The following is a 23,606-nucleotide window of genomic DNA, read 5'->3' as shown; positions in this document are numbered from 1 at the left end:
CATGCACGACAACCTGATTGAAATCCGCAACCTCAAGGTGGCCTTCGCCGGCACCGAAGTGGTCCATGGCCTGGACCTGGATATCCGCCGTGGCGAATGCCTGGCCCTGGTGGGCGAGTCCGGCTCGGGCAAGTCGGTGACCGCCCACTCGATCCTGCGCCTGCTGCCGGCGCAGAAGGTGCAGACCCAGGGCAGCATCCGCTACGCCGGCCTGGACCTGGCGCAGGCCAGCGACGCCCAGTTGCGCACCCTGCGCGGCAACCGCATCGCGATGATCTTCCAGGAACCCATGACCTCGCTGAACCCGCTGCACACGGTGGAGAAACAGATCGGCGAAGTGCTGGACGTGCACAAGGGCCTGCGCGGTCGCGCGGCCCGGGCGCGGACCCTGGAACTGCTGGAGCAGGTGGGCATCGGCGAGCCGCACAAACGCCTCAAGGCCTACCCGCACCAGCTGTCCGGCGGCCAGCGCCAGCGGGTGATGATCGCCATGGCCCTGGCCAACGAGCCGGAGCTGTTGATCGCCGACGAGCCGACCACGGCGCTGGATGTGACGGTGCAGCGCAAAATCCTCGAACTGCTGATCGCGCTGCAGCAACGCCTGGGCATGTCGCTGCTGCTGATCAGCCACGACCTCAACCTGGTGCGGCGCATCGCCCAGCGGGTGTGCGTGATGCGCCAGGGCGAGATCGTCGAGCAGGCCGAGTGCGAGGCACTGTTTCGCGCCCCACGGCATCCCTACAGCCGCTTGCTGATCGAGGCCGAGCCCAGCGGCGCCCCGGCGCCCAGCGCCTACTCGCACAATCTGCTGGAAGTGGATGAACTCAAGGTCTGGTTTCCCCTGCCCAAGGGCCTGTTCAGCCGCCAGCGCGACTACATCAAGGCGGTGGACGGCGTCAGCCTGAGCCTGCACCGAGGCAAGACCCTGGGCATCGTCGGCGAGTCCGGCTCGGGCAAGTCCACCCTCGGCCAGGCGATCCTGCGGCTGGTGGAGTCCGAGGGTGGTATCCGCTTCGGCAACAAGGAACTGAGCATCCTCAACCAGCGCCTGATGCGCCCCTTGCGCCGGCAGTTGCAGGTGGTGTTCCAGGACCCCTTCGGCAGCCTCAGCCCGCGCATGTCGGTGCAGCAGATCATCGCCGAGGGCCTGCTGACCCACGGTATCGGCACCGCCGAGGAACGCGAGGCGGCGGTGATCCGCGTGCTCGAGGAAGTCGGCCTCGACCCGCAGAGCCGCCACCGCTACCCCCACGAGTTTTCCGGCGGCCAGCGCCAGCGCATCGCCATCGCCCGCGCCCTGGTGCTGGAGCCGGCGCTGATCCTGCTGGACGAACCCACCTCGGCCCTCGACCGCACCGTGCAAAAGCAGGTGGTACAACTGCTGCGGGAGTTGCAGGTACGCCACGGCCTGACCTACCTGTTTATCAGCCACGACCTGGCGGTGGTCCACGCCCTGGCCCACGACCTGATCGTGATCAAGGACGGCAAGGTGGTGGAACAGGGGCCGTCGCAGGCGATCTTCAGCGCGCCGCAACACCCCTATACCCGGGAACTGTTGCAGGCTTCGGGGCTGCAATGGAGCCCGCCGCAGACCTGCGAAGAGCCGGCCTGAGGCTCTGTTCCGGGGGGTTGGCACGGCTATCATTGGCGTCGATGGTCACCATCGACCCAATGAAATTCTCAAAAAAAATCCGCCGCGTAACATCTGCTCCATACCAACCAACAACACCCGGAGCACACCACCATGAAACGCCAGATCCTTCTCAGCATCGCTTTCTCGGTTCTTGCAGCAAACGCTTTTGCCGCGTCCTCGGCCTACCCGGTAGTCGCCGAAGGCGGCTCGGATCGCCTGATTGAAAAACGTGTCGCCGAAGGTGGCGCCGATCGTTTGATCGAACGCCGCGTTGCCGAAGGTGGCTCCGACCGTCTGATCGAACGCCGTGTTGCCGAAGGTGGCTCCGACCGTCTGATCGAACGCCGTGTTGCCGAAGGTGGCTCCGACCGTCTGATCGAACGCCGTGTTGCCGAAGGTGGCTCCGACCGCCTGATCGAACGCCGCGTTGCCGAAGGTGGCGCCGATCGTCTGATCGAACGTCGCGTTGCCGAAGGTGGCGCCGATCGTCTGATCGAACGTCGCGTTGCCGAAGGTGGCGCCGATCGTCTGATCGAACGCCGCGTTGCCGAAGGTGGCGCCGACCGTCTGATCGAACGCCGTGTTGCCGAAGGTGGCGCCGATCGTCTGATCGAACGTCGCGTCGCTGAAGGTGGTGCTGATCGTCTGATCGAGCGTCGCGCCGTATGATTGCGCGGTCCGCGGTACTCGAAAAAAAGCCCGGCCTTATCAGCCGGGCTTTTTTCATTTCAGCGCGTCGGGATTCCCCGATCGGTCGCCATCACCCGGCTCAGCGCCCTGCTCACCTGGCCATGCAGCGCTGATAACGCTCATCCACCCGTTTGGCGAACCAGGCGGTGGTCAGTTTGCGGGTGATCTTCGGGCTCTTCAGCTGGATGCCCGGCAGGATCTGCCGCGGCAACGCCTTGCCCTGGGCCTGATCGGCCAGGGCGAATACCCGCTTGTACAGTTTGGTGTCCTCGAATTCGAGGCTGTTGCCCTTCTCCAGCTGGTCGCGAATGGTCGGGTTGCGCATGTCCAGGGATTTGCCCAGGGCGCGCGCCGCCAGCTCGGTGCTGCCGGGCATGATCGAGTCGTAGCGGATCAGGTCGCCATCCAGCGCCAGGGAAATCCCCGAGGCCACGCTCAGGGCGTTCTGGAACGCGGCATTGCGACTGGCGTACCAGCCGGCGTTGAAGTCGGCGAAGCGGTACAGCGGCTGCGGGTAGTTCACCGGGTAACCGAGCAGGTGGGCGACGCCGAAGTACATGCCGCCGCGCCGGCTGAACACCTCACGGCGGATCGAGCCGTCCACGCTGTAGGGGTAATTGCGCGCCTGCTGCTCGGCGAAGTCGATGCTGACCTGCATCGGCCCGCCGGTGTGCACCGGGTTGAAGCCGCCGAACAGGGTCTTGCCCATGGGCACACTGCCGATGAAGTCGTCGAAGATCGTGCTCAGTTCCTTCTCCGTGCGCGCCCCGGCCAGGCGCTCGCTGTAGGACTTGCCGTTCGGCGAACGCACCTGCAACGCCGCGCTGACCAGCATCGACGGCACATGCACCTTGGCCGCGCGGCGGTCGATTTCGCTGCGGGCGATCTTGCCCAGCCCCGGCACCGGCGGGTCGACCTGATAGGTGGACTCCTGCTCGACCACCGCCAATACCGCGCAGAGGTTGCTCTTGCTCGGCTCGATGCCCTGGGCGGTAAAGGCCACCTGGATATCCCGGGCCCAGCCCTGGCGGTCGGCGACCTTGGCCGGCAGCAGGCGCGCCACCTGGGCCTGGACCTGCGCCGGGCTTGGCGCCGGCGCCTTTGAACCGAGCTGGCCGGCACAGCCAGCCAGGGCCAGCGAGGCCACGACAGCGGCCCAGCGAAGTGAATGCAGAGGTTTTATAGACATGGCTTCCCAGTAATTCCGAAGGTGGCCCGCGCCCGAGGGAGGCGCGTCGCCGCGGATATCGACCCTCAAGGCGCCGCACTGTTCCGTACCAGCGACGGGCCATTTGAGCATTCCCCGTGACCGACGGCGAATTTCACCTAATCTGAAACCTCATCGCCCACAGGAAAACAACAGGCGGGGCCCATCATGAGCGTGCAACTCAACCACACCATCGTCTGGTGCCGCGACAAGCAACGGTCGGCGGACTTTCTCGTGCAACTGCTCGGCCTGCCGCCACCCACGCCCTTCGGCCCGATGCTGGTGGTGCAGCTGGATAACGGCGTGTCCCTGGATTACTACGACAACGACCCGCCCATCGCCTCCCAGCACTATGCCTTTCTGGTCGCCGCCGACGACTTCGAGCCGATCCTGCAGCGCATTCGCCAGCGCGGCCTGGCCTTCTGGGCCGACCCGGGCAAGCAACGCCCGAACGAAATCAACCGCCACGAAGGCGCTCGCCGGGTGTATTTTGATGACCCCGACGGCCACCTGCTGGAAGTGTTCAGCCAGACCTGAGCCTCCTTTACCTGCTCTGGAGTCCCCTGCGCCATGCTCTCACTGGATTTTCTCATCACCTCGCTGATCGTCGTGCTGATCCCCGGCAGCGGCGTGATCCTGACCATTTCCACGGCGTTGGTGGCCGGCAAGCGCGCCAGCCTGTTCACCGCCATCGGCTGTACCGCCGGGATAGTCCCGCACCTGCTGGCCTCGGTGCTGGGCCTGTCAGCCATCCTGCACACCAGCGCGCTGGCCTTCCAGGGCCTGAAGTTCGCGGGGGTCGCCTACCTGCTGCACCTGGCCTACGCCACCTGGCGCGACCGCTCGGCCTTCGCCGTGGACACCAGCGCTCCTGCCACCAGCGCCAGCGCTGGCGGCCTGGTGCTCAAGGCCTGCCTGCTGAACATCCTCAACCCCAAGCTGACGATTTTCTTCCTGGCCTTCCTGCCGCAGTTCATCAGCCACGACGGCCCCTCGCCGGCCATGCAGATGCTCGGCCTGAGCGGCGTGTTCATGGCGATGACCTTCGCCGTGTTCGTGGCCTACGGCCTGCTGGCCAACCTGTTCCGCAAGGCCGTGATCGAGTCGCCCCAGGTGCAGAACTGGCTGCGCCGCAGCTTTGCCGCCAGCTTCGCCGCCCTGGGCCTGAACCTGGCGTTCGCCCAGCGCTGAAACCTGGTACACGACACCGGCATGACATTGATCTCTCGACGAGGACAAGGACATGAACCGCAGCGACGTACTGATCATTGGCGCCGGCCCCACCGGGCTGGTTCTGGCGCTGTGGTTGAGCCGGCAGGGGGTCAAGGTGCGCATCCTCGACCAGACCGCCGGCCCCGGCACCACTTCCCGGGCCCTGGCGGTGCAGGCGCGGACCCTTGAGCTGTACCGCCAGCTGGACCTGACCCAGGCCATCCTCGACCAGGGCCACCGGGTGCCGGCCGCCAACCTCTGGGTCAAGGGCGAACAGGCCGCCCACCTGCCCCTGAGCAGCATCGGCGCGGACCTGACGCCCTACCCCTTCCTGGAAATCTACCCGCAGGACCAGCACGAACAATTACTGATCGAGCGCCTGCAGCGTTTCGGCGTAACGGTCGAGCGCCAGACCGAACTGCTGAGCTTCACCGACCACGGCCACCTGATCAGCGCCCAACTGCGCGGCGCCGACGGCCAGGAGGAAACCTGCCAGGCCTTCTACCTGGCCGGCTGCGACGGGGCCCGCTCGACGGTGCGCAAGACCCTGGGCATCGACTTTCCCGGCGGTACCTATCAGCAGGTGTTCTATGTGGCGGACGTCGACGCCAGGGGCCCGGCGCTCAATGGCGAACTGCACGCCGACCTCGACGAGGCGGATTTCCTCGCGGTCTTTCCGCTGGCCGGCGAAGGCCGGGCACGGCTGATCGGCACGGTGCGCGACGAACGCGCCGAACAGGCGGAAACCCTGAAATTCGAGGACGTCAGCCGTCGCGCCATGGACAACCTCAAGGTCCAGGTCGACCGGGTCAACTGGTTCTCCACCTACCGCGTGCATCACCGGGTGGCCGAGCGCTTCTTCAGCGGCCGCGCCTTCCTGCTTGGCGACGCCGCCCACGTGCACAGCCCGGCCGGCGGCCAGGGCATGAACACCGGGATCGGCGACGCCATCAACCTGGCCTGGAAACTCGCCGCGGTGCTCAGCGGCAAGGCCGAGGAGCACCTGCTGGCGACCTATGAGTTCGAACGCATCGAATTCGCCCGGCGCCTGGTGGCCACCACCGACCGGGTGTTCAGCTTCGTCACCGCCGACGGGCCGATCGCCAACCTGCTGCGCACCCGCCTGGCGCCGCTGCTGATTCCCAAGGTGACCGCGGTGGAAGCGGCGCGCGAGTTCCTGTTCCGCACGGTGTCGCAGATCACCCTCAACTACCGCGACACGCCCCTGAGCTGCGGCAGCGCCGGTCATGTCCACGGCGGCGATCGCCTGCCCTGGGCCCATGGCGCCGTCACCGACAACTTCGCCAGCCTCGACCACCTGGGGTGGCAGGTGCATGTGTACGGCGTCACCAGCGACGCCCTGCGCGCCTGGTGCGCCGAGCGGCAACTGCCGCTGACGGTGTTCGACTGGGAACCGGCGCACCAGGCCGCCGGCCTGGCGCGCAACGGCTTCTACCTGCTGCGGCCGGACACTTATGTGGCGCTGGCGGAAAAATCGGCGGACCCGAAGGTGCTGGAGCGGTATTTCGAGGAGCGCAAGATTGCGTTGTGAGTAGCGTTGCAGCCGCAGTCGACTGGGCCGCAGGGATTTTTTGTGGTGTTAGCGCTGACGTCATCGCGGGCAATCGAGCGTCGCCCGCGATGAGGCTATATAAAACGCGTCAGATCCCGCTCAACGCCAGGTCCATCGCGAAGTAGGTGAAGATCAGATCCGCCCCGGCGCGCTTGATCGAGCCCAGGCTTTCGCGCACCACCCGCGCTTCGTCGATGGCCCCGGCCTGGGCGCCGAACTTGATCATCGCGTACTCGCCGCTGACCTGGTACGCGGTCACCGGCAGGCGCGAGGCTTCGCGGATGTCGCGGATGATGTCCAGGTAAGCCCCGGCCGGCTTGACCATCAGCGAGTCCGCGCCTTCCTGCTCGTCCAGCAGCGACTCGCGCACCGCTTCGCGGCGGTTCATCGGGTTCATCTGGTAGCTCTTGCGGTCGCCCTTCAACGCGCTGCCGCCGGCCTCGCGGAACGGACCGTAGAGCGCCGAGGCGAACTTGGTGGAATAGGCCATGATCGCGGTCTGGGTAAAGCCGGCCTCGTCCAGGGCGCGGCGAATGGCCTGGACTTGCCCGTCCATGGCCGCCGACGGCGCGATCACATCGGCGCCGGCACGGGCCGCGGCCACCGCCTGCTTGCCGAGGTTGACCAGGGTCTGGTCGTTGTCCACCTCATGGCCGTGCAGCACGCCACAGTGGCCGTGGTCGGTGTACTCGCAGAAGCAGGTGTCGGACATCACGATCATCTCCGGCACCGCGTCCTTGGCGATCCGCGACATGCGCGACACCAGGCCGTTGTCGTTCCAGGTGTCGCTGCCGTTGCTGTCCAGGTGGTGAGACACGCCGAAGGTCATCACCGACTTGATCCCGGCGCGGGCGTAACGCTCGATCTCCCCGGCCAGCTTCGATTCCGGAATGCGCATCACCCCCGGCATGCTCTTGATCGGCACGAAATCGTCGATTTCTTCCTCGACGAAAATCGGCAGCACCAGGTCGTTGAGGGTGAACTCGGTTTCCTGGAACAGGCTGCGCATCTGTTCGCAGCGGCGCAGGCGACGGGGACGGGCTTGGGGGAACTGGCTGGACATGGGATTTCCTCAGGGCAGGCCACGTGAGACAAGGCTGGGAGCAATAACGACCGCAGCTAAAAAGAGCGAAGCTTATGCCCGAAGCCGCGACCGGCACAAACACCGCGTCGCCAAGACTGCGTTGCCGCTTTGGTAACAATGCCCGTGAACGCGGGTGTTACGCCTGTCAGACAAATGGCCCGAGGTGCAACTGTCGGACCGATTTTCGATCTAACCAATACACGCCCGAGCCGTTCGCGCGAGCCTTGAAGGCCAGTGCCTGCGGCAGGAATTGCTCGCGTGTGCAGGACCGCCCGCCCCATGGAGACGGCCCTGGCGGATCGCCTGCCGGGCATCCTCGAGCACTCAGATCGAGCCCCTTGGCAGCACGTTTCGCGGGATGGCTGTCGTGGGCGCAAAGACCGGGTTTGCAGGCCTGCGGACCCGGTTGCCGTTCTGTCGTGGCGGGTCGCCCCAGGGAAGGCTCGCGGCCCGCCCTCAACCCGGGAGGAGAAGCGAAAATGGCCAACTCCGTGAAAAAAATGCCGATCGAGACTGAAGACAAGGCCACCCGGCGTTCGAGCATGAGCGACCTGTGGCAACCTCTGGAAAAGCTGCGGCAACAGGTCGATCACCTGTTCGATGACTTCAATCGCGGCCCCGGCCTGTCTCCCTTCAGCCGTGGGCTGTTCGATGTGGACCCGTTCTGGCGGCGCGAACTGATCGGCCGTGGCATGCCTGCCGTCGACATCACCGAGAAAGACGAAAGCTTCGAAATCACTGCCGAATTGCCCGGCATGGATCAGAAGAATATCGAGATCAAACTCTCCGACGGCAGCCTGATCATCAAGGGTGAAAAGAGAGAGGAAACACAAGAAAACAGAAAAGGCTATCACCTGAGCGAACGTCATTACGGTTCCTTCGAGCGGGTATTCAACCTGCCCAAAGGGGTCGATGCCGAGAAGATCGAGGCGAGCTTCAGCAAAGGCGTGCTGAGCATCTCGCTGCCGAAAAAACCTGCCGCCCTGAATGCGGACAAGGTCGTGCAGATCAAAGGCGAATGACCCAGGCCAGCCAGCCCCTTGCCGGGAAATCGGCAAGGGGCTTTTTTTGGCCGGCCAACAATAGAGACCGTGCATCCATCGTGTCGGCAAGGCGCATGACAATCAGACGCGAATGCCCGCTCAGCACGAGCGGTTGAGCGCCACGGCCGCCAGGATCAGCGCCTGCAAGGCGGCCTCGTCCAGGCTGTCACCCTCATGCAGATCGATCGCCCGGCGGGTATTGCCCTCGAGGCTGGCGTTGAACAGGCCCGCCGGGTCGTCCAGCGCGGCGCCCTTGGCGAAGGTCAGCTTGACGACGTTCTTGTAGGTCTCGCCGGTGCAGAGGATGCCGCCGTGGGACCACACCGGCACCCCGCGCCACTTCCACTCCTCGACCACCTGCGGATCGGCCTGCCTGATCAGCCTCCGGACCCGGGCCAGCATCTCGCCGCGCCAATCGCCCAGTTCCTCGATGCGCCCATCTATCAGCAGTGAAGCGGCACCACTCTGCTCTGCCGGCGTGGTGTCGCTGGTCTGTTTCTTCATCCTGGTCATCCTCTGGAGGGGTGTCGTTCCGACCCTTGAGTATCGCTGACGGGCCATTTCCCTCCAGGTAACCGACGAGCGTCACACCGGCAGTTCGGTACTCAGTTTGATTTTCTGCATGGGGATTTCCGTCTTCAGGCTCTGCACGCCCTTGATGCGGGCCAGGTGCTTGATCTGGAACTGCCGGGGCTTGCTTCTGGCGTCGGTCGGGTACGGTCGCACGCCTGAGGTTACATGCAGGGCGCAATTGTCTTGGCAGGAGGGAGTAGCGGGAATCGAGAGCCAGGCACGCCATCCATGCGCACCTGGTTTCTTTACAGCGGGAGGTGAATCAGTTCCAGGGACGGTCGCCGTTCTCGTCCTTGACGCGGGTCGGCAGGCCCATCACGTCCAGCGCCTTGAGGAACGGCTCGGCCGGCAGCTCCTCGACGTTGACCATGCGCTGCACGTCCCATTCGCCACGGGCCACCAGCAGAGCCGCGGCCACCGGCGGTACGCCCGCGGTGTAGGAAATGCCCTGGCTGTCGGTTTCGGCAAAGGCTTCTTCGTGGCAGGCCACGTTGTAGATGAAGACTTCACGCGGCTGGCCATCCTTGGTGCCCTTGACCAGGTCGCCGATGCAGGTCTTGCCGGTGTAGCCCGGTGCCAGCGAGGCGGGATCGGGCAGCACGGCCTTGACCACTTTCAGCGGCACCACTTCCAGGCCTTCGGCGGTCTTGACCGGTTGCTCGGAGAGCAGGCCGAGGTTCCTGAGCACGGTGAAGACGTTGATGTAGTGCTCGCCGAAGCTCATCCAGAAGCGCACGTTGGGCACGTCGAGGTTCTTCGACAGCGAGTGCACTTCATCGTGGCCGGTCAGGTACAGGTTCTGCGCGCCCACCACCGGCAGGTCGTCGGTACGCTTGACTTCGAACATGGTGTTGCTGGTCCACTGGCTGTCCTGCCAGCTCCACACCTGTCCGGTGAATTCGCGGAAATTGATTTCCGGATCGAAATTAGTGGCGAAATATTTGCCATGGGAACCGGCATTGACGTCGAGAATGTCGATCGAATCAATGCGGTCGAAATACTGTTGTCTGGCCAGGGCCGCATAGGCGTTGACCACACCCGGGTCGAAGCCCACGCCGAGAATGGCGGTGATGTTCTTCTGCTGGCATTCCTCGAGGTGCTTCCACTCGTAGTTGCCATACCAGGGCGGCGTCTCGCAGATCTTGCCCGGTTCTTCGTGAATGGCGGTGTCCAGGTAGGCCACGCCGGTATCGATGCAGGCACGCAGCACCGACATGTTGAGGAAGGCGGAGCCGACGTTGATGACGATCTGCGATTCGGTCTCGCGGATCAGCGCCTTGGTCGCCTCGATGTCCAGCGCATTGAGCGCGTAGGCCTTGATTTGCGCGGGCTGTTTGAGGCTGCCCTTGGCCTTGACGCTGTCGATGATGGCCTGGCATTTGGAGATGTTGCGCGACGCGATAGCAATACGACCGAGTTCGTCGTTGTGCTGCGCGCACTTGTGGGCCACCACCTTGGCGACACCTCCTGCACCAATGATAAGAACGTTCTTCTTCAATTTCTTTATCTCTCCTTTCCGCCAGCTTACGAGAGGCTGGACAGGTAGTCTTCGAACCCAAATTCACGAACCACCTCGACACTACCGTCGAGTTGTTTCACTACGATGGACGGCATTTTCAGGCCGTTGAACCAGTTTTTCTTGACCATGGTGTAACCCGCCGCGTCAATGAACGACAGCCGATCGCCGATGGCCAGCGGACGATCGAATTGGTACTCGCCGAAGATGTCTCCGGCCAGGCAAGACTTGCCGCACACCATGTAGGTATGTTCGCCCGCGCTGGGCGCCAGCTTGGCGTTCAGGCGATAGATCAGCAGATCGAGCATGTGCGCTTCGATGGAGCTGTCGACCACCGCCAGGTGCTTGCCGTTATAGAGGGTGTCGAGCACGGTGACTTCCAGCGAGGCGCTCTGGGTGATCGCCGCTTCGCCCGGCTCCAGGTAGACCTGCACGCCGTACTTCTCGGAGAACGCCTTGAGGCGCGCGCAGAACTCATCCAGGGCATAGCCTTCGCCGGTGAAGTGGATGCCGCCGCCGAGGCTGACCCATTCGACCTTGTGCAGCAGGTGGCCGAAGCGCTCCTCGATGGTGCCCAGCATCTGGTCGAACAGGCCGAAGTCGCTGTTCTCGCAGTTGTTGTGGAACATGAAGCCTGTGATCTGCTCGATGACGGCCTCGACCTTCACCGGGTCCCACTCGCCCAGGCGGCTGAACGGACGCGCCGGGTCGGCCAGCAGGTAATCGGAACTGCTCACCTGGGGGTTGACCCGCAGACCGCGGACCTTGCCTTCGGACGCCGCGGCGAAGCGCTGCAGCTGGCCGATGGAGTTGAAGATGATCTTGTCGCAGTTGTCGAGCATCTCTTCGATTTCGTCGTCGGCCCAGGCCACGCTGTAGGCGTGGGTCTCGCCGGCGAACTTCTGCCGGCCGAGCTTGAGCTCGTACAGCGACGACGAGGTGGTGCCGTCCATGTACTGCTGCATCAGGTCGAACACCGACCAGGTGGCGAAGCACTTGAGCGCCAGCAGGGCCTTGGCGCCGGACTGCTCGCGCACATAGGCGATCTTCTGCATGTTGCCGAGCAGTTTCTGTTTGTCGATGAGGTAGTACGGCGTTTTGATCATTTCGAGGCCTCCGGCCAGGCCAGCCAAAAAAAGGATGCGCATTGTGCCTTCACTTGCCGCGTATCGAAAGGGCAGAAAGCACCGCTCGCCGGGTCAGTGTCTCGGCACCGCACCCGGATCGGCTCTATTGCAGGCAATGCTCCAGGACGCAAATCGCCTGGCAGCCCCCATCCTAGGGGCCTGCCATGACATTCTGAAGTGACGTGCCACGCCGACTGGCACGCATCGCCGTGTGCTCAATCGTCCTCTTGCAATTTGATGCCCCGGGCGTGCAGCAGGTGGGGCACCACCAGCACCAGCAGGGTCAAGCCGAGGAAGGCCGCCGCTATCGGTTGGGTGACGAATATCGACCAGTCGCCCTGGCTGATGGACAAGGCGTTGCGCAGCTGTTTTTCCGCCATCGGCCCCAGCAGCATGCCGACGATCACCGGCGCGACGGGAAAATCGAAACGCCGCATCAGCACCCCGCCCCAGCCGATCGCCAGCATCAGCAACAGGTCGAAGGACGAGTGGCGCATGCCGTACACGCCGATGGAGGCGAACACCAGGATCCCGGCATTGAGGTACGGCCGGGGGATCTGCAGCAGCTTCACCCAGAGCCCGACCAGCGGCAGGTTCAGCACCAGCAGGATGAGGTTGCCGATGTACAGCGAGGCCACCAGGGTCCAGACCAGGTCACCCGAGGTCTGGAACAGCAGCGGCCCCGGCTGCAGGTTGTAGTTCTGGAACGCCGCCAACAGGATCGCCGCGGTGGCGGAGGTCGGAATGCCCAGGGTCAGCAGAGGCACCAGGGAACCGGTGGCGCTGGCGTTGTTGGCGGCTTCCGGGCCGGCCACCCCTTCGATGGCGCCCTGCCCCTTGCTGGCGGCGAATTCTTCCGGGTGCTTGCTCAGCTTGCGCTCGGTGGAATAGGACAGGAAGGTCGGAATCTCCGCGCCACCGGCCGGGATCGAGCCGAACGGAAATCCGATCAGCGTGCCCCGCAGCCAGGCGGGAATCGAGCGCCTCCAGTCGGCGCGGGTCATCCACAAGGAGGTCAGGCGATGGCGGCCGGAGGCTTCCTCCTTCTGATACAGCAGGCTGTACAAAGCCTCCCCCACGGCGAACAGGCCGACCGCCACCAGCACCACTTCGATGCCATCGACCAGCTCGGGAACGCCCAGGGTGTAGCGGGCAATGCCCGAGGTCGAGTCGAGGCCGATCAGGCCGATGCCCAGGCCGATCCCCAGCGAGGCGAAACCGCGCAGCATGGACGCGCCGAGCACCGCCGAGACCGTGGTGAAGGACAGCACCAGGATCGCGAAATACTCCGCGGGGCCGAACTTCAGCGCCAACATGGCGACCAGGGGGGCGAACAGGGTCAGCAGCACGGTGGCGATGGTGCCGGCGAAAAACGAGCCGATCGCCGCGGTGGCCAGGGCCGGCCCGGCGCGGCCGTTGCGGGCCATGAGATTGCCCTCCAGGGCGGTGACCATGGACGACGACTCACCCGGGGTATTGAGCAGGATCGAGGTGGTCGAGCCACCGAACTGCGCGCCGTAATAGATGCCGGCGAACATGATCAGTGCGCCGGTGGGATCGACCTTGGCGGTGATCGGCAACAGCAGGGCCACCGTCAGCGCCGGGCCGATCCCCGGCAACACACCGATCGCCGTGCCCAGCAGGCAGCCGATAAACCCCCAGAGCAGATTGATCGGCGCCAGCGCCGCGGAGAAACCTGTCGCCAGGCTCAAGAGAATGTCCACCGTGTGACCTCCTTCGGCCCGGCTCAGATCCAGGCATTGACCAGGGGTGGCAGGGCCACGCCCAGCCCGGCGTTGAACAGCCAGTAGATCGGCAGGGTCAGGGCGATGCCGATGGCCAGGTCCCGCAGCGGACGCCGGCTGCCGAAACCCCGTGCCGAGCAGGCAAACAGCAAGCCGGCGGCCAGGACGAAACCGATCAGGTTGATCAACACGGCAATCGCCACCAGGCCGGCGGTGACCCAGGCCGCCCCCAGCCTGCCGCCGGGCTGGGCCTGGGCGCTGTCGTCGCCGGGCTCGCCCAACTCGCGCAAACCACCGGTACAGGCCTGGTAGCTCAACAGCAGGCCGACGGCGCCCAGAAAGGCGCCGACAGCGCAGGGATAGACATGGGCGCCGAGGATGACGAAGCCCATCTCGGGCGGAAAGCGCAAGGCGCCGATGACCAGCACCAGGCTGATGGCGATCAGCCCCAGGCCAATCGCCAACTGCGACAGCACGACCCTGCTGCGCCCGGCCATCTCAAAGCAGCCCGACCTTGACCAGCATCGCCCGCAGGCGCTGGTGTTCCTCGTCGACGAATTTGCCGAACTCATCGCCGGTGAGAATGCTCGGCGACCAGGCGTTGGCTTTCACATTGTCCTGCCAGACCTTGCTGTTGGTGGCGGCCAGGACCGCGTCGGTGACTTCCTTGCGTTGCTCGGCCGTAAGGTTGGCCGCGCCATAGACACCGCGCCAGTTGCCGATGATCACGTCGTAGCCCTTCTCCTTGAGAGGCGGCGCATCGATGCCCGGGACACGCTCCGGAGCGCCGATGGCGAGCAGGCGGAACTGCTTGGACTGCACGTACTTGGCCAGTTCGGCATAACCGCCGGTGATCACCGTGATGTGCCCGCCCAGGGTCGCGGCCACCACTTCGCCGCCGCCGGCATAGGCGACGTAGTTCACCTTGTTCACCGGCACGTCCATCTTGCTCGCCAGCTCGGCGATGCCGATATGGTCGATGGAGCCCTTGGAGCCACCGCCCCACTTGATGCTGGCCGGGTTGGCCTTGAAGTCCTTGAGCAGGTCCTCGAGGGTCTTGTAGGGCGACTCCTCACGCACGGCGAACACGTTGTATTCGGTGAACAGCCGGGCGATCGGCGTCACGTCCTTGAGGCTGATCTGCGGCTTGTTCTGCTCCACCGCCGTAACCATGATCGCCCCCACCACCAGCAGCGCATTCGGGTCGCCCTTGGTGCTGTTGGCGAACTGCGCCAGCCCCAGGGTACCCCCAGCTCCGCCCTTGTTCTCGAAGGTCACGGACTTGGCCGTGCCGGCCTCGAGCAAGGCCTTGCCCAAAACCCGCGCGGTCTGGTCATAACCGCCGCCCACGGAGCCTGGGGCCATGAACTTGACCGTATCCAGGGCGAATGTCGGTGTCGCGAGGGTGAGCGTGGCGAGGCTGGCGGCAATGGCCATGCCGCGCCTGAATCGACGCAGTGCTGTAAACATCAGGTTTCTCCCGAGACTATTGTTTTTGTTGATACCGGTTGAATGCGCCCAGGGCAGTCGCCCTGTGTGGCCTGCGGTTAAGTGTAGACGGCCGGCGGTTGGCGACCGCCCGAGGAGGGAACCCCGGGTAAAGAATGCGCCCAGGGCCCGACGCTCCCGCCAGGGGCGCGCCTGGGGAGTCTTGATTCGGGGTGGAAAGCAGTTGGCCGGAATAGAAGCCCGGCCGTGCTTATCAGCGAGAGAAGATCAGCGATTCAGCAAGAGAGGGATCTGCGATCCTTGCCCATCACGAACGGGTCTTCACCGTGATGAACATATGCAGCCGATCGTGGATTTCCTGGAGGGTGTGGCGGAACGGCTCATGCTTGTCGCTGGTGACCGGGTCCTCGAAGTTCCAGACGATCACCTCGCCGGAGGACGGCATGCGCGCAGCCTCTTCCGAGGACTTGTCGCACAGGGTGATGACATAGTGGAACTGCTGCCCCGCGAACTCGTCGAGGGCCTTGCTGCGCAGCCCCACGGTGTCGATGCCGATATGTTCGAGAGACTCCAGGGTGCGCGGGTCGATCTCGCTGGCCTCCAGGCCGGCGCTGAAGGCGTCGAAATCTTCGGCGTCGGCGTGGCGCAGCAGCGCTTCGGCCATCAGTGAACGGGCATCGTTTCTGGCGCAAACGAACAGCACGCGGCGTTTGTCACTCATGGTTCATTCCCCTGTTTTCAGACTGCTGGGATAGTGCCGAGGAAAATCGCACTTTTTATTACAGCCTGTTTTTCGACGGCGGGATGCCGCGGCGACGGCGCTCACGCGTTGCCCGTCGGCTGATTCCGGCGTGACCTGTAAAGGACTGAAATAGAGCGACGGAACACACTGGCGGGAACAGCTGGCCGGAGGAAGGCCAGCGGCTTGCAGATGACGATTGGTAATCAGTTGTTACATATCAGGCCATGCAGCACGCCGAAGCGCAGCCCCGGCTCGGAAGGCGTCATATGGGTGACGCCAAACACCTTGAACGCCGCCAGCATCACCGCCAAGCCGCCGGGCAGGATGCTCAGGCGATGGGATTGCAGTCCCGCCAGCCTCAGGCGTTTGACATGCCCGGCTTGCAGCAGGCGCAGCGACAGGCGCAACAACCCGCCGTAGGTGATGCCGTCCTGGCCATCGTCGTTCAGGCCGTTGGCCTTGAGCACCTTGGCCAGGAACCGGGTGGTGCCCGAGGAGCCTATGGCCTGCTGCCAACCCAGCTGGCGATAACGCCGGGCGACTTTCTCGAACTTCAGGCTGGCCAGGCGCTCGGCTTCCTGCAGGGCGTGAGCCGAGACCACGCCGCCCGGAAAGTAGCGCGCGCCGAAGGTCGCGCTGCCAATGGCGATGCTCTCGGTCAGCAAGGGCTGGGCGCCCTGCCCCAGGATCAACTCGGTGGAACCGCCGCCAATGTCCACTACCAGCCGCATGCTTTCACTGCCTGGCACGGTATGGGCGACGCCGGCGTACACCAGCCGCGCTTCTTCATGCCCGGAAATGACATCGATGCGAAACCCCAGGTGACGCTCCGCGCTGGCCAGGAACAGCGGCGCATTGTCGGCTTCGCGCACGGCGCTGGTGGCCACCGCCCGCACCCGCCCGGCCTCGAAACCGCGCAGTTTCTTGCCGAAGCGCGCCAGCGCCTGCCAGCCCCGGTCCAGCGCCAGCTCGTCCAGCGCACCCTCCTGAAAGCCTTCGGCCAGGCGCACCGGCTCCCGCAGCGTCTTCACCTCCTGGATCATGAACCCCTGGCTGCGCCTGACCGGCTGGCCGATCATCAGGCGAAACGCATTGGACCCAAGATCAATGGCCGCGAACAGAGAGGCGTCGCCTTTCATGGAGGATTCCTGGCAGATTCATCGACCGGCAGGCCGCGGCCTGTCGAAGACTAAAGACGGTTTGCGGCGATCCTGCCATTCCTTCGATGACGCCAAGATGACAGCCCCCGCCTTGATACGCCCTGCCCTCCAGTTGCGCTCAAACAGGCCTTGCCCTGCCGCAGCCCGGTCACGAAAGGCTTTTCGGCGGCAAGGGGCCTGTCATCATTCGGTCATTTTCCGCAGTGATACTCGCGCTATCAACAACGCGTGCTCTCCTTTAACGCTGCCATCTTGGGCGGCTTTTTTTTGCCCGAAAATCCTGGCGACAACCTTGCCAGACCGAGAAAGCCTGCCTATCCATCAAGGGCTGCGACATCCACCACCGCTGCTTCTGCAACCGCATCGGCACAAGGCTCGCCACGATCCTCCAGGCGGCTGCGAGCGAACAGGGACGCTGAACGCAGGGCTTGCCTGGCCGAACGCAGGTAGAACGCCTGCAACTGGAACACATGCCACCTCGCCGCATGCACCTCCAGGCGACATGCCACGCCGCAGAGCAGCGCGCGCTCGGCCAGGCGTGTGGAGTCCGCCAGCAGCAATTCCTGATCCCCCACCTGGATCAGCATCGGCGGCAGGCCGCGCAAGTCGACGGTCAATGGGCTGTGCAACGGGCTATCGGCAGGCGCTGCGTAGGCACGCAGCCCTTGCTCGAGCCAATCACGGCGCAGCATGGGGTCGGCGTACTGGCGCGTGATGAGGGTCGGCCCGCTCAGCGTCGCATCCGTCACCGGGGACAACAACAGCAGGCCCGCGGCAAAGGGCTCGCCCCGCTGTTGCAGGGTAAGCGCCAGGGCCAGGGCGAGAGAGCCACCCGCGGAGTCGCCGGCCAGCAGGATCTGCCGCGCCGAATAGCCTTGCGCCCGGATCGCCTGGTAACAGGCCAACGCATCTTCCAGGGCCGCGGGAAACGGGTGTTCCGGCGCCAGCCGATAGTCCGGTACCCAGACGGCCATCCCCGCTTCCCGAGCCAGGCGGCTGGTAACGCTACGATGAGTGGCAGGGCCGCCCAGGCAGAAGGCACCGCCATGCAGATAAAGCATCACCCCACCCGCCTCGGTGTGGTCCGGTGTCAGGACCCGCAGCGGTACGCCCCAGACGTGCGCCTGTGCCTGGCTCACGCCCGCGCAGCCCGGCATCGACCACGACAGGCCGTTGACGATACGCCGCTGTGCGGCAACGCTTCGCGGCGGACCGATCAGCGCCCGGAAGCTCACCCGCAAGAGTTGGCGCAACACGCCGGCACTGAGGACTTCGAGGCCATCGCGGGGCTCGGCAACCAGCCGCCCGTAGACCTGGCCCGACTCGCTGGCCAGCGCCCTGGAAAAACCATAGGCACGCAATGCCGAATAACGGGTCAGCCAGCGATAGGACAAGGTGAAACCCGGCCAGTTGGTGCTGTTGTTGCCCGCTGCGTCGACATACCAGCTCTTGCAACCGCTCCACACGGAACCGGCCAGGCGGCGCTGTATCCGTTGATGAAAACGCTGCTCCGTCTGCTCATCGACCTCGACGGTGGTGGCCGAAGCCTTGTGCATCGCGCGCCAGCAGCGCATGACATGGGATATCTGGCTTTCCAGCATGTAGACGATCGAGTTGTGCCCCAGGTTGGTATTGGGGCCATACAACATGAAAAAGTTGGGAAAGCCCGGCACCGCCAGCCCCAGATACGCCCGGGCGCCCTGCTCCCAGGCGTGCTGCAGCGCTACCCCGTCGCGCCCGACGATTGTCATCGGCGCAAGAAATTGCGTCGCCGCGAAACCCGTCCCGTAGATGATCGCATCGACCGGGTGGTGCTTGCCGTCCAGCGTCTCGATGCCCTGCTCGGTGATGCGCCCGAAGCCCTCGGTGATCAACTGCACATTGGGCCTGGCCAGGGTCTTGAGGTAATCGCTGGACAGCAGGATGCGCTTGCAGCCGATGGGGTAGTCCGGGATCAGCTGCCGGCGCAGCTGCGGGTCGCCCACCGACTGGTTCAACAAGCGGCGGAACGGCAGGCCTACCGCCCACTTCATCAGCCCCTTGAGGCGGGTAAAACCCAAGGCCCTGGATTCGTAGCGCAGGTAGATGGCGGCGCGATGCAGCGCCATGCGCCAGGGCCTCCTGGCGAACAGCTGCTTTTCTTCGTCGCTGTAGGCGCGATCGGGCCGGGGCAGGATGTAGGCCGGCGAGCGCTGGAATACCTTGAGCTGCGCCACCGAGTCGGCGATGGCCGGCACGAACTGAATGGCCGAAGCGCCCGTCCCTATCACCGCCACCCGTTTCCCCGCCAACGAGTAGCCGTGATCCCAGTTTGCGGAGTGGAACACCTGCCCCTTGAACGCCTGCATGCCTTCGAACATCGGCAGCGCCGGCTGGCTGAGCTGGCCAGTGGCGCTGATCAGCAGGGCGGCGCGATGCACCCGCCCACCGGCTTCGGTGACGCACCACTGCGCGTTGGCCTCGTCGAATCGCGCCGCCTGTACTTCAGCGCCGAAGCGGATGTGCCGCGCCACCTCATACTTGCGCACGCAGTGCTGCAGATAACGCTGTATTTCCGCTTGCGGGGCGAACATCCGCGTCCAGCCGGGGTTGGGTTCGAATGAAAACGAATACAGATGCGACGGCACATCGCAGGCCGCGCCCGGGTAACTGTTGTCCCGCCAGACGCCGCCGACATCCTGCTGTTTTTCCAGAATGATGAAGTCCGTGACACCGGCCTTGCGCAGCGCGATGGCCATGCCGATGCCGGCAAAACCGCTGCCGATGATCACGGCGGTGAGCGGCGACGTCGATTGCAGGCCGGGTTCGAGTTGGGGCATGAAGTACCTCTTTTCTTGTTTTTTCATGGGCAGGCGCAGGTCTTCGCATGATGGGGTCCACGGCCTTCCCGGCAATCCCGATCAGCGTAGCCTGTGCGCCCATCATGCTTGCCCAGCCTCGACAGGCCCATGACGTAAAGGGACAGTTACTTTAGTATTCAGGCCAATCCCTTTCCCTGACCCGGGTAGCGAGCATGAACATGCTGGAGTTGTTGCGGGGACCGGCCAGTGCCCTGCTGATGGTGGATTTCGGTCGCGAAAGAGGGTTCTCGCCTGCGCAATTGCTGGCCGGTTCTGGCCTGTCGCTGACCCGGCTGGCAGACCCCAACTTCGAACTGTCATGCACCCAGGAACTGCGCCTGATCAATAACCTGCTCAACCTGTCGGGGCACCCGCAGGGGCTGGGCTATCAAGTGGGCGCCCGCTATCACTTCTCGACCTACGGGCTGTTCGGTTATGGCCTGATCAGCAGCGCGACCGTGGGCGATGCCTTGCAGCTGGCCCTGCGGTTCTTGCCGCTGACCTACGCGGTCACCCGGATCGCCTACCATGAGCAACCGTCGCTCGGCATCCTGACATTCACCGAACCGCCACTGGCGGATGATTCGCTCAGAGACTTTGTGATCGAGCGCGACATGGCCGCCGCCGCGGTGCTGCTCAAGGAAATAGCTGGCAGTGAGTTCTCGCTGGCGGGTTTTACCCTGAAGAAGAAACGCCCGGTCGATCAGTCGGCCGCCAGTGCCGGCAATATTCTTGGCGTGCGCCCCGACTACCTTGCCGACAGCAACAGCCTGGCTTTCGATCGTTCGCTGCTGAACCGTCCGTTACCCCAGGCAAACACCGTCACCGTCTCGATGTGCGAGCAGATGTGCGCGCAATTGATGGAGCGCCGGATCCCCCGCACAGGCATCGCCAACCTGGTCCGCCAGTACCTGAACATCACCCCCCAGGGCGCACCGCCAGACCTGCCGAGCATGGCCAGCCTGATCAATGTCAGCGAACGCACCTTGAAACGTCGCCTGCACGACGAAGGCACCTGTTACCGGCACCTGCTGGAGCAGTCACGCAGCGCCGCGGCCCTGGAGTTACTCGGCGACCCGGCGCTCAAACTGACAGACATCGCCGAAAAACTGGGCTACAGCGACCTGTCGAGTTTCTCCCAGACCTTCAAACGCTGGTACGGCGTGTCCCCCAGAACCTATCGCCATGCGTCCAAGGCCACTTAGGCAACAGACGGGCCGGGCCTGACCGGGGAGCGCCCTCGCCTACAACCGCAGGCTGCCCTCGATACAGGTCACCGCCGAACCGCCGATCCAGATTTCATCGCCGATCCGCTCGACCTGGATGCGCCCGGCCCGGCCCATGCTCAAGCCCTGGCTGACCACGTAGGTCGCCGGCGCCAACCCCGCGCCCAGCAGCCATTGGGCGATGCCGGCATTGAGGCTGCCGGTGGCCGGGTCTTCCGGCATGCCGTCGCCGGCGATAAAGGCGCGCACTTCGAACTGCGCCGCGTCGCCATCGCGCTCGGGGTTCCAGGGTGCGATCACTCCGACCGCGAGGCCCTTGAGCTGGGAATAGTCGGGTTGCAGGTCGAGCACCTGACCGCGCTCGGCCAGCAGCACCGCCAGCCAGCCGGCGCCGTTGTCCACCCATTGCGCGTCGACAATGGCGTCGGGCGCCAGCCTCAGGCCCTGGCGCACCTGCTCCAGCAACCCGGCCTCCACCGGCCCGGACTTGAGCAAGGGCGGCGCGAGAAACGCCAGCTCGGCGCCGTTGCGGCGAATGCGCACCAGGCCCACCGCGCACTCCTGGACGATCTCCTCGCCCTTGGGCACGCCGCCGGCCTCCAGCCAGGCATGGCAACTGCCGAGGGTCGGATGGCCGGCGAACGGCAGCTCCTGCAGGGTGGTGAAAATCCGCAGGCGATAGTCGGCCCGCGGGTCCCGGGGTTCGAGGATAAAGGTGGTTTCGCTGAGGTTGGTCCAGTTGGCGAACGCCGCCATGCGCGCGTCGCTCAGCTGGTCAGCGCCGAACACCACCGACAGCGGGTTGCCCTTGAGCGGCTCGTTGCTGAAGACATCCACCTGCTTGAAATCGAATCGGCTCATTACGGGTCCTTGTCTGAATGAACGCGGTCAGGCCTGGATCGGCCTGACCTGCACGAAGCCTGTGAAACCTCTGTAGCCGCTGCCGCAGGCTGCGATCGATGACGCAGTCATCGTAAAACCTGGCGACACGCTCTGCCTGGCACAACGCATCAGGCCGTCTTGCGCCGACTGCGTCGCCGATCGCAGCCTGCGGCAGCGGCTACAGGGAGGCAGTCAGACCGGCTTGGGAATTTCCAGGCCGCGGATCACCGCCGGGCGCGCGAGGAAACGCTCCAGCACGCGCTGCACGTTGGGGAAGTCCTTGAAGCCCACCAGATCGCCGGCTTCATAGAAGCCGATCAGGTTGCGCACCCAGGGAAAGGTGGCGATATCGGCAATGGTGTAGCGCTCGCCCATGATCCAGTCGCGACCTTGCAGGTGGCCTTCGAGCACGCTCAGCAGGCGGCGGGACTCGGCGACGTAACGGTCGCGCGGGCGCTTGTCCTCGTAGTCCTTGCCGGCGAATTTGTTGAAGAAGCCCAGTTGGCCGAACATCGGGCCGATGCCGCCCATCTGGAACATCAGCCACTGGATCGTCTCGTAGCGCGCGGCGGACTCCTGGGCCAGCAGTTGCCCGCTCTTGTCCGCGAGGTAGATCAGGATCGCCCCCGACTCGAACAGCGCCAGCGGCTGGTCGCCCGGACCGTGGGGGTCGAGGATTGCCGGGATCTTGTTGTTCGGGTTCAGCGAAAGGAACTCGGGGGACATCTGGTCATTGGTTTCGAAACTGACGCGGTGCGGCTCGTAGGGCAGCCCGATCTCTTCGAGCATGATCGAGACCTTGACGCCGTTGGGAGTCGGCAAGGAATACAGCTGAATCCAGTCGGCGTACTGCGCAGGCCATTTCTGGGTGATGGGGAATGCGGAGAGATCGGTCATGACAGGCTTCCAATGACAGTCAGATGAAAGGCCGTGGCCCCGGGCCGGGCGACGACGGCGCTAGATTACAGGCATCGGTTCGCGGCGCGCATTCTTAAATTCGAAACATCCGGTGGTTAAGCTTCCCGGCAGCCAGACAGCGGTGCGGATAAAGTAACGAGCCCATACTCGCCGTCCCACGCCCGGATCGAACCAAAAGGCGTCCTGGGACTCTGAGCTACCTGCGGGTAGAACACTCGTTCAATGACAGGGAAAACCACGCGAAGCCGGGAGCTCGCCGTGGAAAGGTTTGTCAGCCTTAACCGATTGCGCTGAAGTACCCACAATCAAATGAAGAATCTGCTGAGTTTCACCCAACGCCTGCAACGCCGGTCCTATGTGTTTTTTCCGGCGCTGATGCTGACCAGTGCGCTGCTGCTGTCGCTGGAATCCAGTGAAAGTCGCGCCCAGCCGGTGGACGGCACCCAGACCCTGATCTTCCTGCGCCACGCGGAAAAACCCGCCGGCGGCCTCGGCCAGCTCAACTGCCAGGGCCTGAACCGCGCCATCGACCTGGCGTCCCTGTTGCCGGAAAAATTCGGCAAGGCCAACTACGTGTTCGCCGCCAACCCGACGCGCAATGTCGAGGAAGGCGAACTCGACAACTCCTACAGCTACATCCGTCCGCTGATGACCATCAGCCCCAGCGCCATCAAGCTCGGCCTGCCGGTGAACATCGAGTTCTCGGCCAACGACACCAGCGCCCTGGCCGACGAGTTGCTGCACGACCGCTACCACAACTCGATCATCTACACCGCCTGGTCCCACGGCTACCTGCCGGAACTGATCAACAAAGTGGCGCGGGAAGCCGTCGGCGAAAAACGCACCATCACCGACGACTGGGCCTCCAACGATTTCGACTCGCTGTACGTGCTGACCCTGACCTGGCACAACGGCAAGGCCACCCTCGACAGCCGCAGCTACAAGCAGGGCCTGGATAACGGCGAGGAAAGCTGCCCGACCTGATG

General features: G+C 64.5%; 22 protein-coding genes. 8 read left to right on the top strand and 14 right to left on the bottom strand.

Annotated features, from left to right (window positions below; genetic code table 11):
* Position 1 precedes the first annotated feature (1 nt).
* Both H0I86_RS11450 and H0I86_RS11445 read left to right on the top strand, forming a co-directional pair.
* Complete coding sequence (locus H0I86_RS11450) at positions 2-1,612, top strand: ABC transporter ATP-binding protein (protein ID WP_180925084.1); 1,611 nt, start codon at positions 2-4, stop codon at positions 1,610-1,612.
* 132 nt (positions 1,613-1,744) lie between these two features.
* Entirely contained in the window at positions 1,745-2,302 is a 558-nt protein-coding gene (locus tag H0I86_RS11445) for a phage infection protein (protein ID WP_180925083.1), read from the top strand.
* Between the two features lie 112 nt (positions 2,303-2,414).
* Here H0I86_RS11445 and H0I86_RS11440 read toward each other — a convergent pair whose 3' ends face one another.
* The gene (locus H0I86_RS11440; protein WP_180925082.1) at positions 2,415-3,512 is read right to left on the bottom strand and encodes a DUF1615 domain-containing protein; all 1,098 of its coding nucleotides are present in this window, start codon (positions 3,510-3,512) and stop codon (positions 2,415-2,417) included.
* A 186-nt stretch (positions 3,513-3,698) separates the two neighbouring features.
* Between H0I86_RS11440 and H0I86_RS11435 the strand changes: the two genes are divergently transcribed.
* From H0I86_RS11435 to H0I86_RS11425, 3 genes are read left to right on the top strand one after another with little or no spacing between them, the layout of a single operon-like run.
* Complete coding sequence (locus H0I86_RS11435; protein ID WP_180925081.1) at positions 3,699-4,067, top strand: VOC family protein; 369 nt, start codon at positions 3,699-3,701, stop codon at positions 4,065-4,067.
* Positions 4,068-4,100: 33 nt separating this feature from the next.
* Positions 4,101-4,721: a LysE family translocator gene (locus tag H0I86_RS11430; protein WP_180925080.1), complete on the top strand. Its 621-nt coding sequence runs from the start codon at positions 4,101-4,103 to the stop codon at positions 4,719-4,721.
* Positions 4,722-4,773: 52 nt separating this feature from the next.
* Positions 4,774-6,294, top strand: coding sequence for an FAD-dependent oxidoreductase (locus H0I86_RS11425; protein ID WP_180925079.1), 1,521 nt, complete (start codon positions 4,774-4,776; stop codon positions 6,292-6,294).
* A 109-nt stretch (positions 6,295-6,403) separates the two neighbouring features.
* On the opposite strand, the gene hemB is transcribed toward H0I86_RS11425, so the two are convergent.
* Positions 6,404-7,378, bottom strand: coding sequence for a porphobilinogen synthase (gene hemB / locus H0I86_RS11420; protein ID WP_180925078.1), 975 nt, complete (start codon positions 7,376-7,378; stop codon positions 6,404-6,406).
* A 500-nt stretch (positions 7,379-7,878) separates the two neighbouring features.
* Between hemB and H0I86_RS11415 the strand changes: the two genes are divergently transcribed.
* Positions 7,879-8,421 carry an Hsp20/alpha crystallin family protein gene (locus tag H0I86_RS11415; protein ID WP_180925077.1) on the top strand — a complete coding sequence of 181 codons (543 nt, stop codon included), beginning with the start codon at positions 7,879-7,881 and terminating at the stop codon, positions 8,419-8,421.
* Positions 8,422-8,541: 120 nt separating this feature from the next.
* Here H0I86_RS11415 and H0I86_RS11410 read toward each other — a convergent pair whose 3' ends face one another.
* The 10 genes from H0I86_RS11410 to H0I86_RS11365 form a co-directional block, all read right to left on the bottom strand.
* Positions 8,542-8,946 carry a DUF1801 domain-containing protein gene (locus H0I86_RS11410; RefSeq protein WP_180925076.1) on the bottom strand — a complete coding sequence of 135 codons (405 nt, stop codon included), beginning with the start codon at positions 8,944-8,946 and terminating at the stop codon, positions 8,542-8,544.
* Positions 8,947-9,027: 81 nt separating this feature from the next.
* Positions 9,028-9,168, bottom strand: a complete 141-nt coding sequence (locus H0I86_RS11405; protein ID WP_180925075.1) for a hypothetical protein — start codon at positions 9,166-9,168, stop codon at positions 9,028-9,030.
* A gap of 109 nt (positions 9,169-9,277) precedes the next feature.
* A complete protein-coding gene (locus H0I86_RS11400) occupies positions 9,278-10,513 on the bottom strand; it encodes a saccharopine dehydrogenase family protein (protein WP_180925074.1) in 1,236 nt (411 codons plus the stop codon).
* A gap of 26 nt (positions 10,514-10,539) precedes the next feature.
* On the bottom strand, positions 10,540-11,637 hold the full coding sequence (locus H0I86_RS11395) for a carboxynorspermidine decarboxylase (protein WP_180925073.1): 1,098 nt from the start codon (positions 11,635-11,637) through the stop codon (positions 10,540-10,542).
* Between the two features lie 236 nt (positions 11,638-11,873).
* Entirely contained in the window at positions 11,874-13,382 is a 1,509-nt protein-coding gene (locus H0I86_RS11390; RefSeq protein ID WP_180925072.1) for a tripartite tricarboxylate transporter permease, read from the bottom strand.
* 23 nt (positions 13,383-13,405) lie between these two features.
* Positions 13,406-13,900, bottom strand: coding sequence for a tripartite tricarboxylate transporter TctB family protein (locus tag H0I86_RS11385; RefSeq protein WP_180925071.1), 495 nt, complete (start codon positions 13,898-13,900; stop codon positions 13,406-13,408).
* 1 nt (position 13,901) lies between these two features.
* Entirely contained in the window at positions 13,902-14,873 is a 972-nt protein-coding gene (locus tag H0I86_RS11380) for a Bug family tripartite tricarboxylate transporter substrate binding protein (protein ID WP_373369408.1), read from the bottom strand.
* Positions 14,874-15,159: 286 nt separating this feature from the next.
* Positions 15,160-15,573 (bottom strand): arsenate reductase ArsC, encoded by a 414-nt coding sequence (locus tag H0I86_RS11375; protein WP_180925070.1) that lies wholly within the window; start codon positions 15,571-15,573, stop codon positions 15,160-15,162.
* Positions 15,574-15,797: 224 nt separating this feature from the next.
* Positions 15,798-16,733 carry a Ppx/GppA family phosphatase gene (locus H0I86_RS11370; RefSeq protein ID WP_180925069.1) on the bottom strand — a complete coding sequence of 312 codons (936 nt, stop codon included), beginning with the start codon at positions 16,731-16,733 and terminating at the stop codon, positions 15,798-15,800.
* Between the two features lie 335 nt (positions 16,734-17,068).
* Positions 17,069-19,573 carry a flavin-containing monooxygenase gene (locus H0I86_RS11365; RefSeq protein WP_180925068.1) on the bottom strand — a complete coding sequence of 835 codons (2,505 nt, stop codon included), beginning with the start codon at positions 19,571-19,573 and terminating at the stop codon, positions 17,069-17,071.
* A gap of 194 nt (positions 19,574-19,767) precedes the next feature.
* Between H0I86_RS11365 and H0I86_RS11360 the strand changes: the two genes are divergently transcribed.
* On the top strand, positions 19,768-20,799 hold the full coding sequence (locus tag H0I86_RS11360; RefSeq protein ID WP_180925067.1) for an AraC family transcriptional regulator: 1,032 nt from the start codon (positions 19,768-19,770) through the stop codon (positions 20,797-20,799).
* Between the two features lie 39 nt (positions 20,800-20,838).
* Here H0I86_RS11360 and H0I86_RS11355 read toward each other — a convergent pair whose 3' ends face one another.
* Complete coding sequence (locus tag H0I86_RS11355; RefSeq protein ID WP_180925066.1) at positions 20,839-21,681, bottom strand: PhzF family phenazine biosynthesis protein; 843 nt, start codon at positions 21,679-21,681, stop codon at positions 20,839-20,841.
* A 213-nt stretch (positions 21,682-21,894) separates the two neighbouring features.
* Positions 21,895-22,599 carry a glutathione S-transferase family protein gene (locus tag H0I86_RS11350; protein WP_180925065.1) on the bottom strand — a complete coding sequence of 235 codons (705 nt, stop codon included), beginning with the start codon at positions 22,597-22,599 and terminating at the stop codon, positions 21,895-21,897.
* A 330-nt stretch (positions 22,600-22,929) separates the two neighbouring features.
* On the opposite strand from H0I86_RS11350, the gene H0I86_RS11345 reads away from it, so the two are divergent.
* Positions 22,930-23,604, top strand: a complete 675-nt coding sequence (locus H0I86_RS11345; protein WP_025804059.1) for a hypothetical protein — start codon at positions 22,930-22,932, stop codon at positions 23,602-23,604.
* Positions 23,605-23,606 lie beyond the last annotated feature (2 nt).

This window comes from Pseudomonas chlororaphis subsp. aurantiaca (genome assembly GCF_013466605.1).
Taxonomy (GTDB): domain Bacteria; phylum Pseudomonadota; class Gammaproteobacteria; order Pseudomonadales; family Pseudomonadaceae; genus Aquipseudomonas; species Aquipseudomonas chlororaphis_I.
The sequence above is the reverse complement of the archived record's forward strand: the minus strand, read 5'-3'. Positions and strand labels throughout refer to the sequence as shown.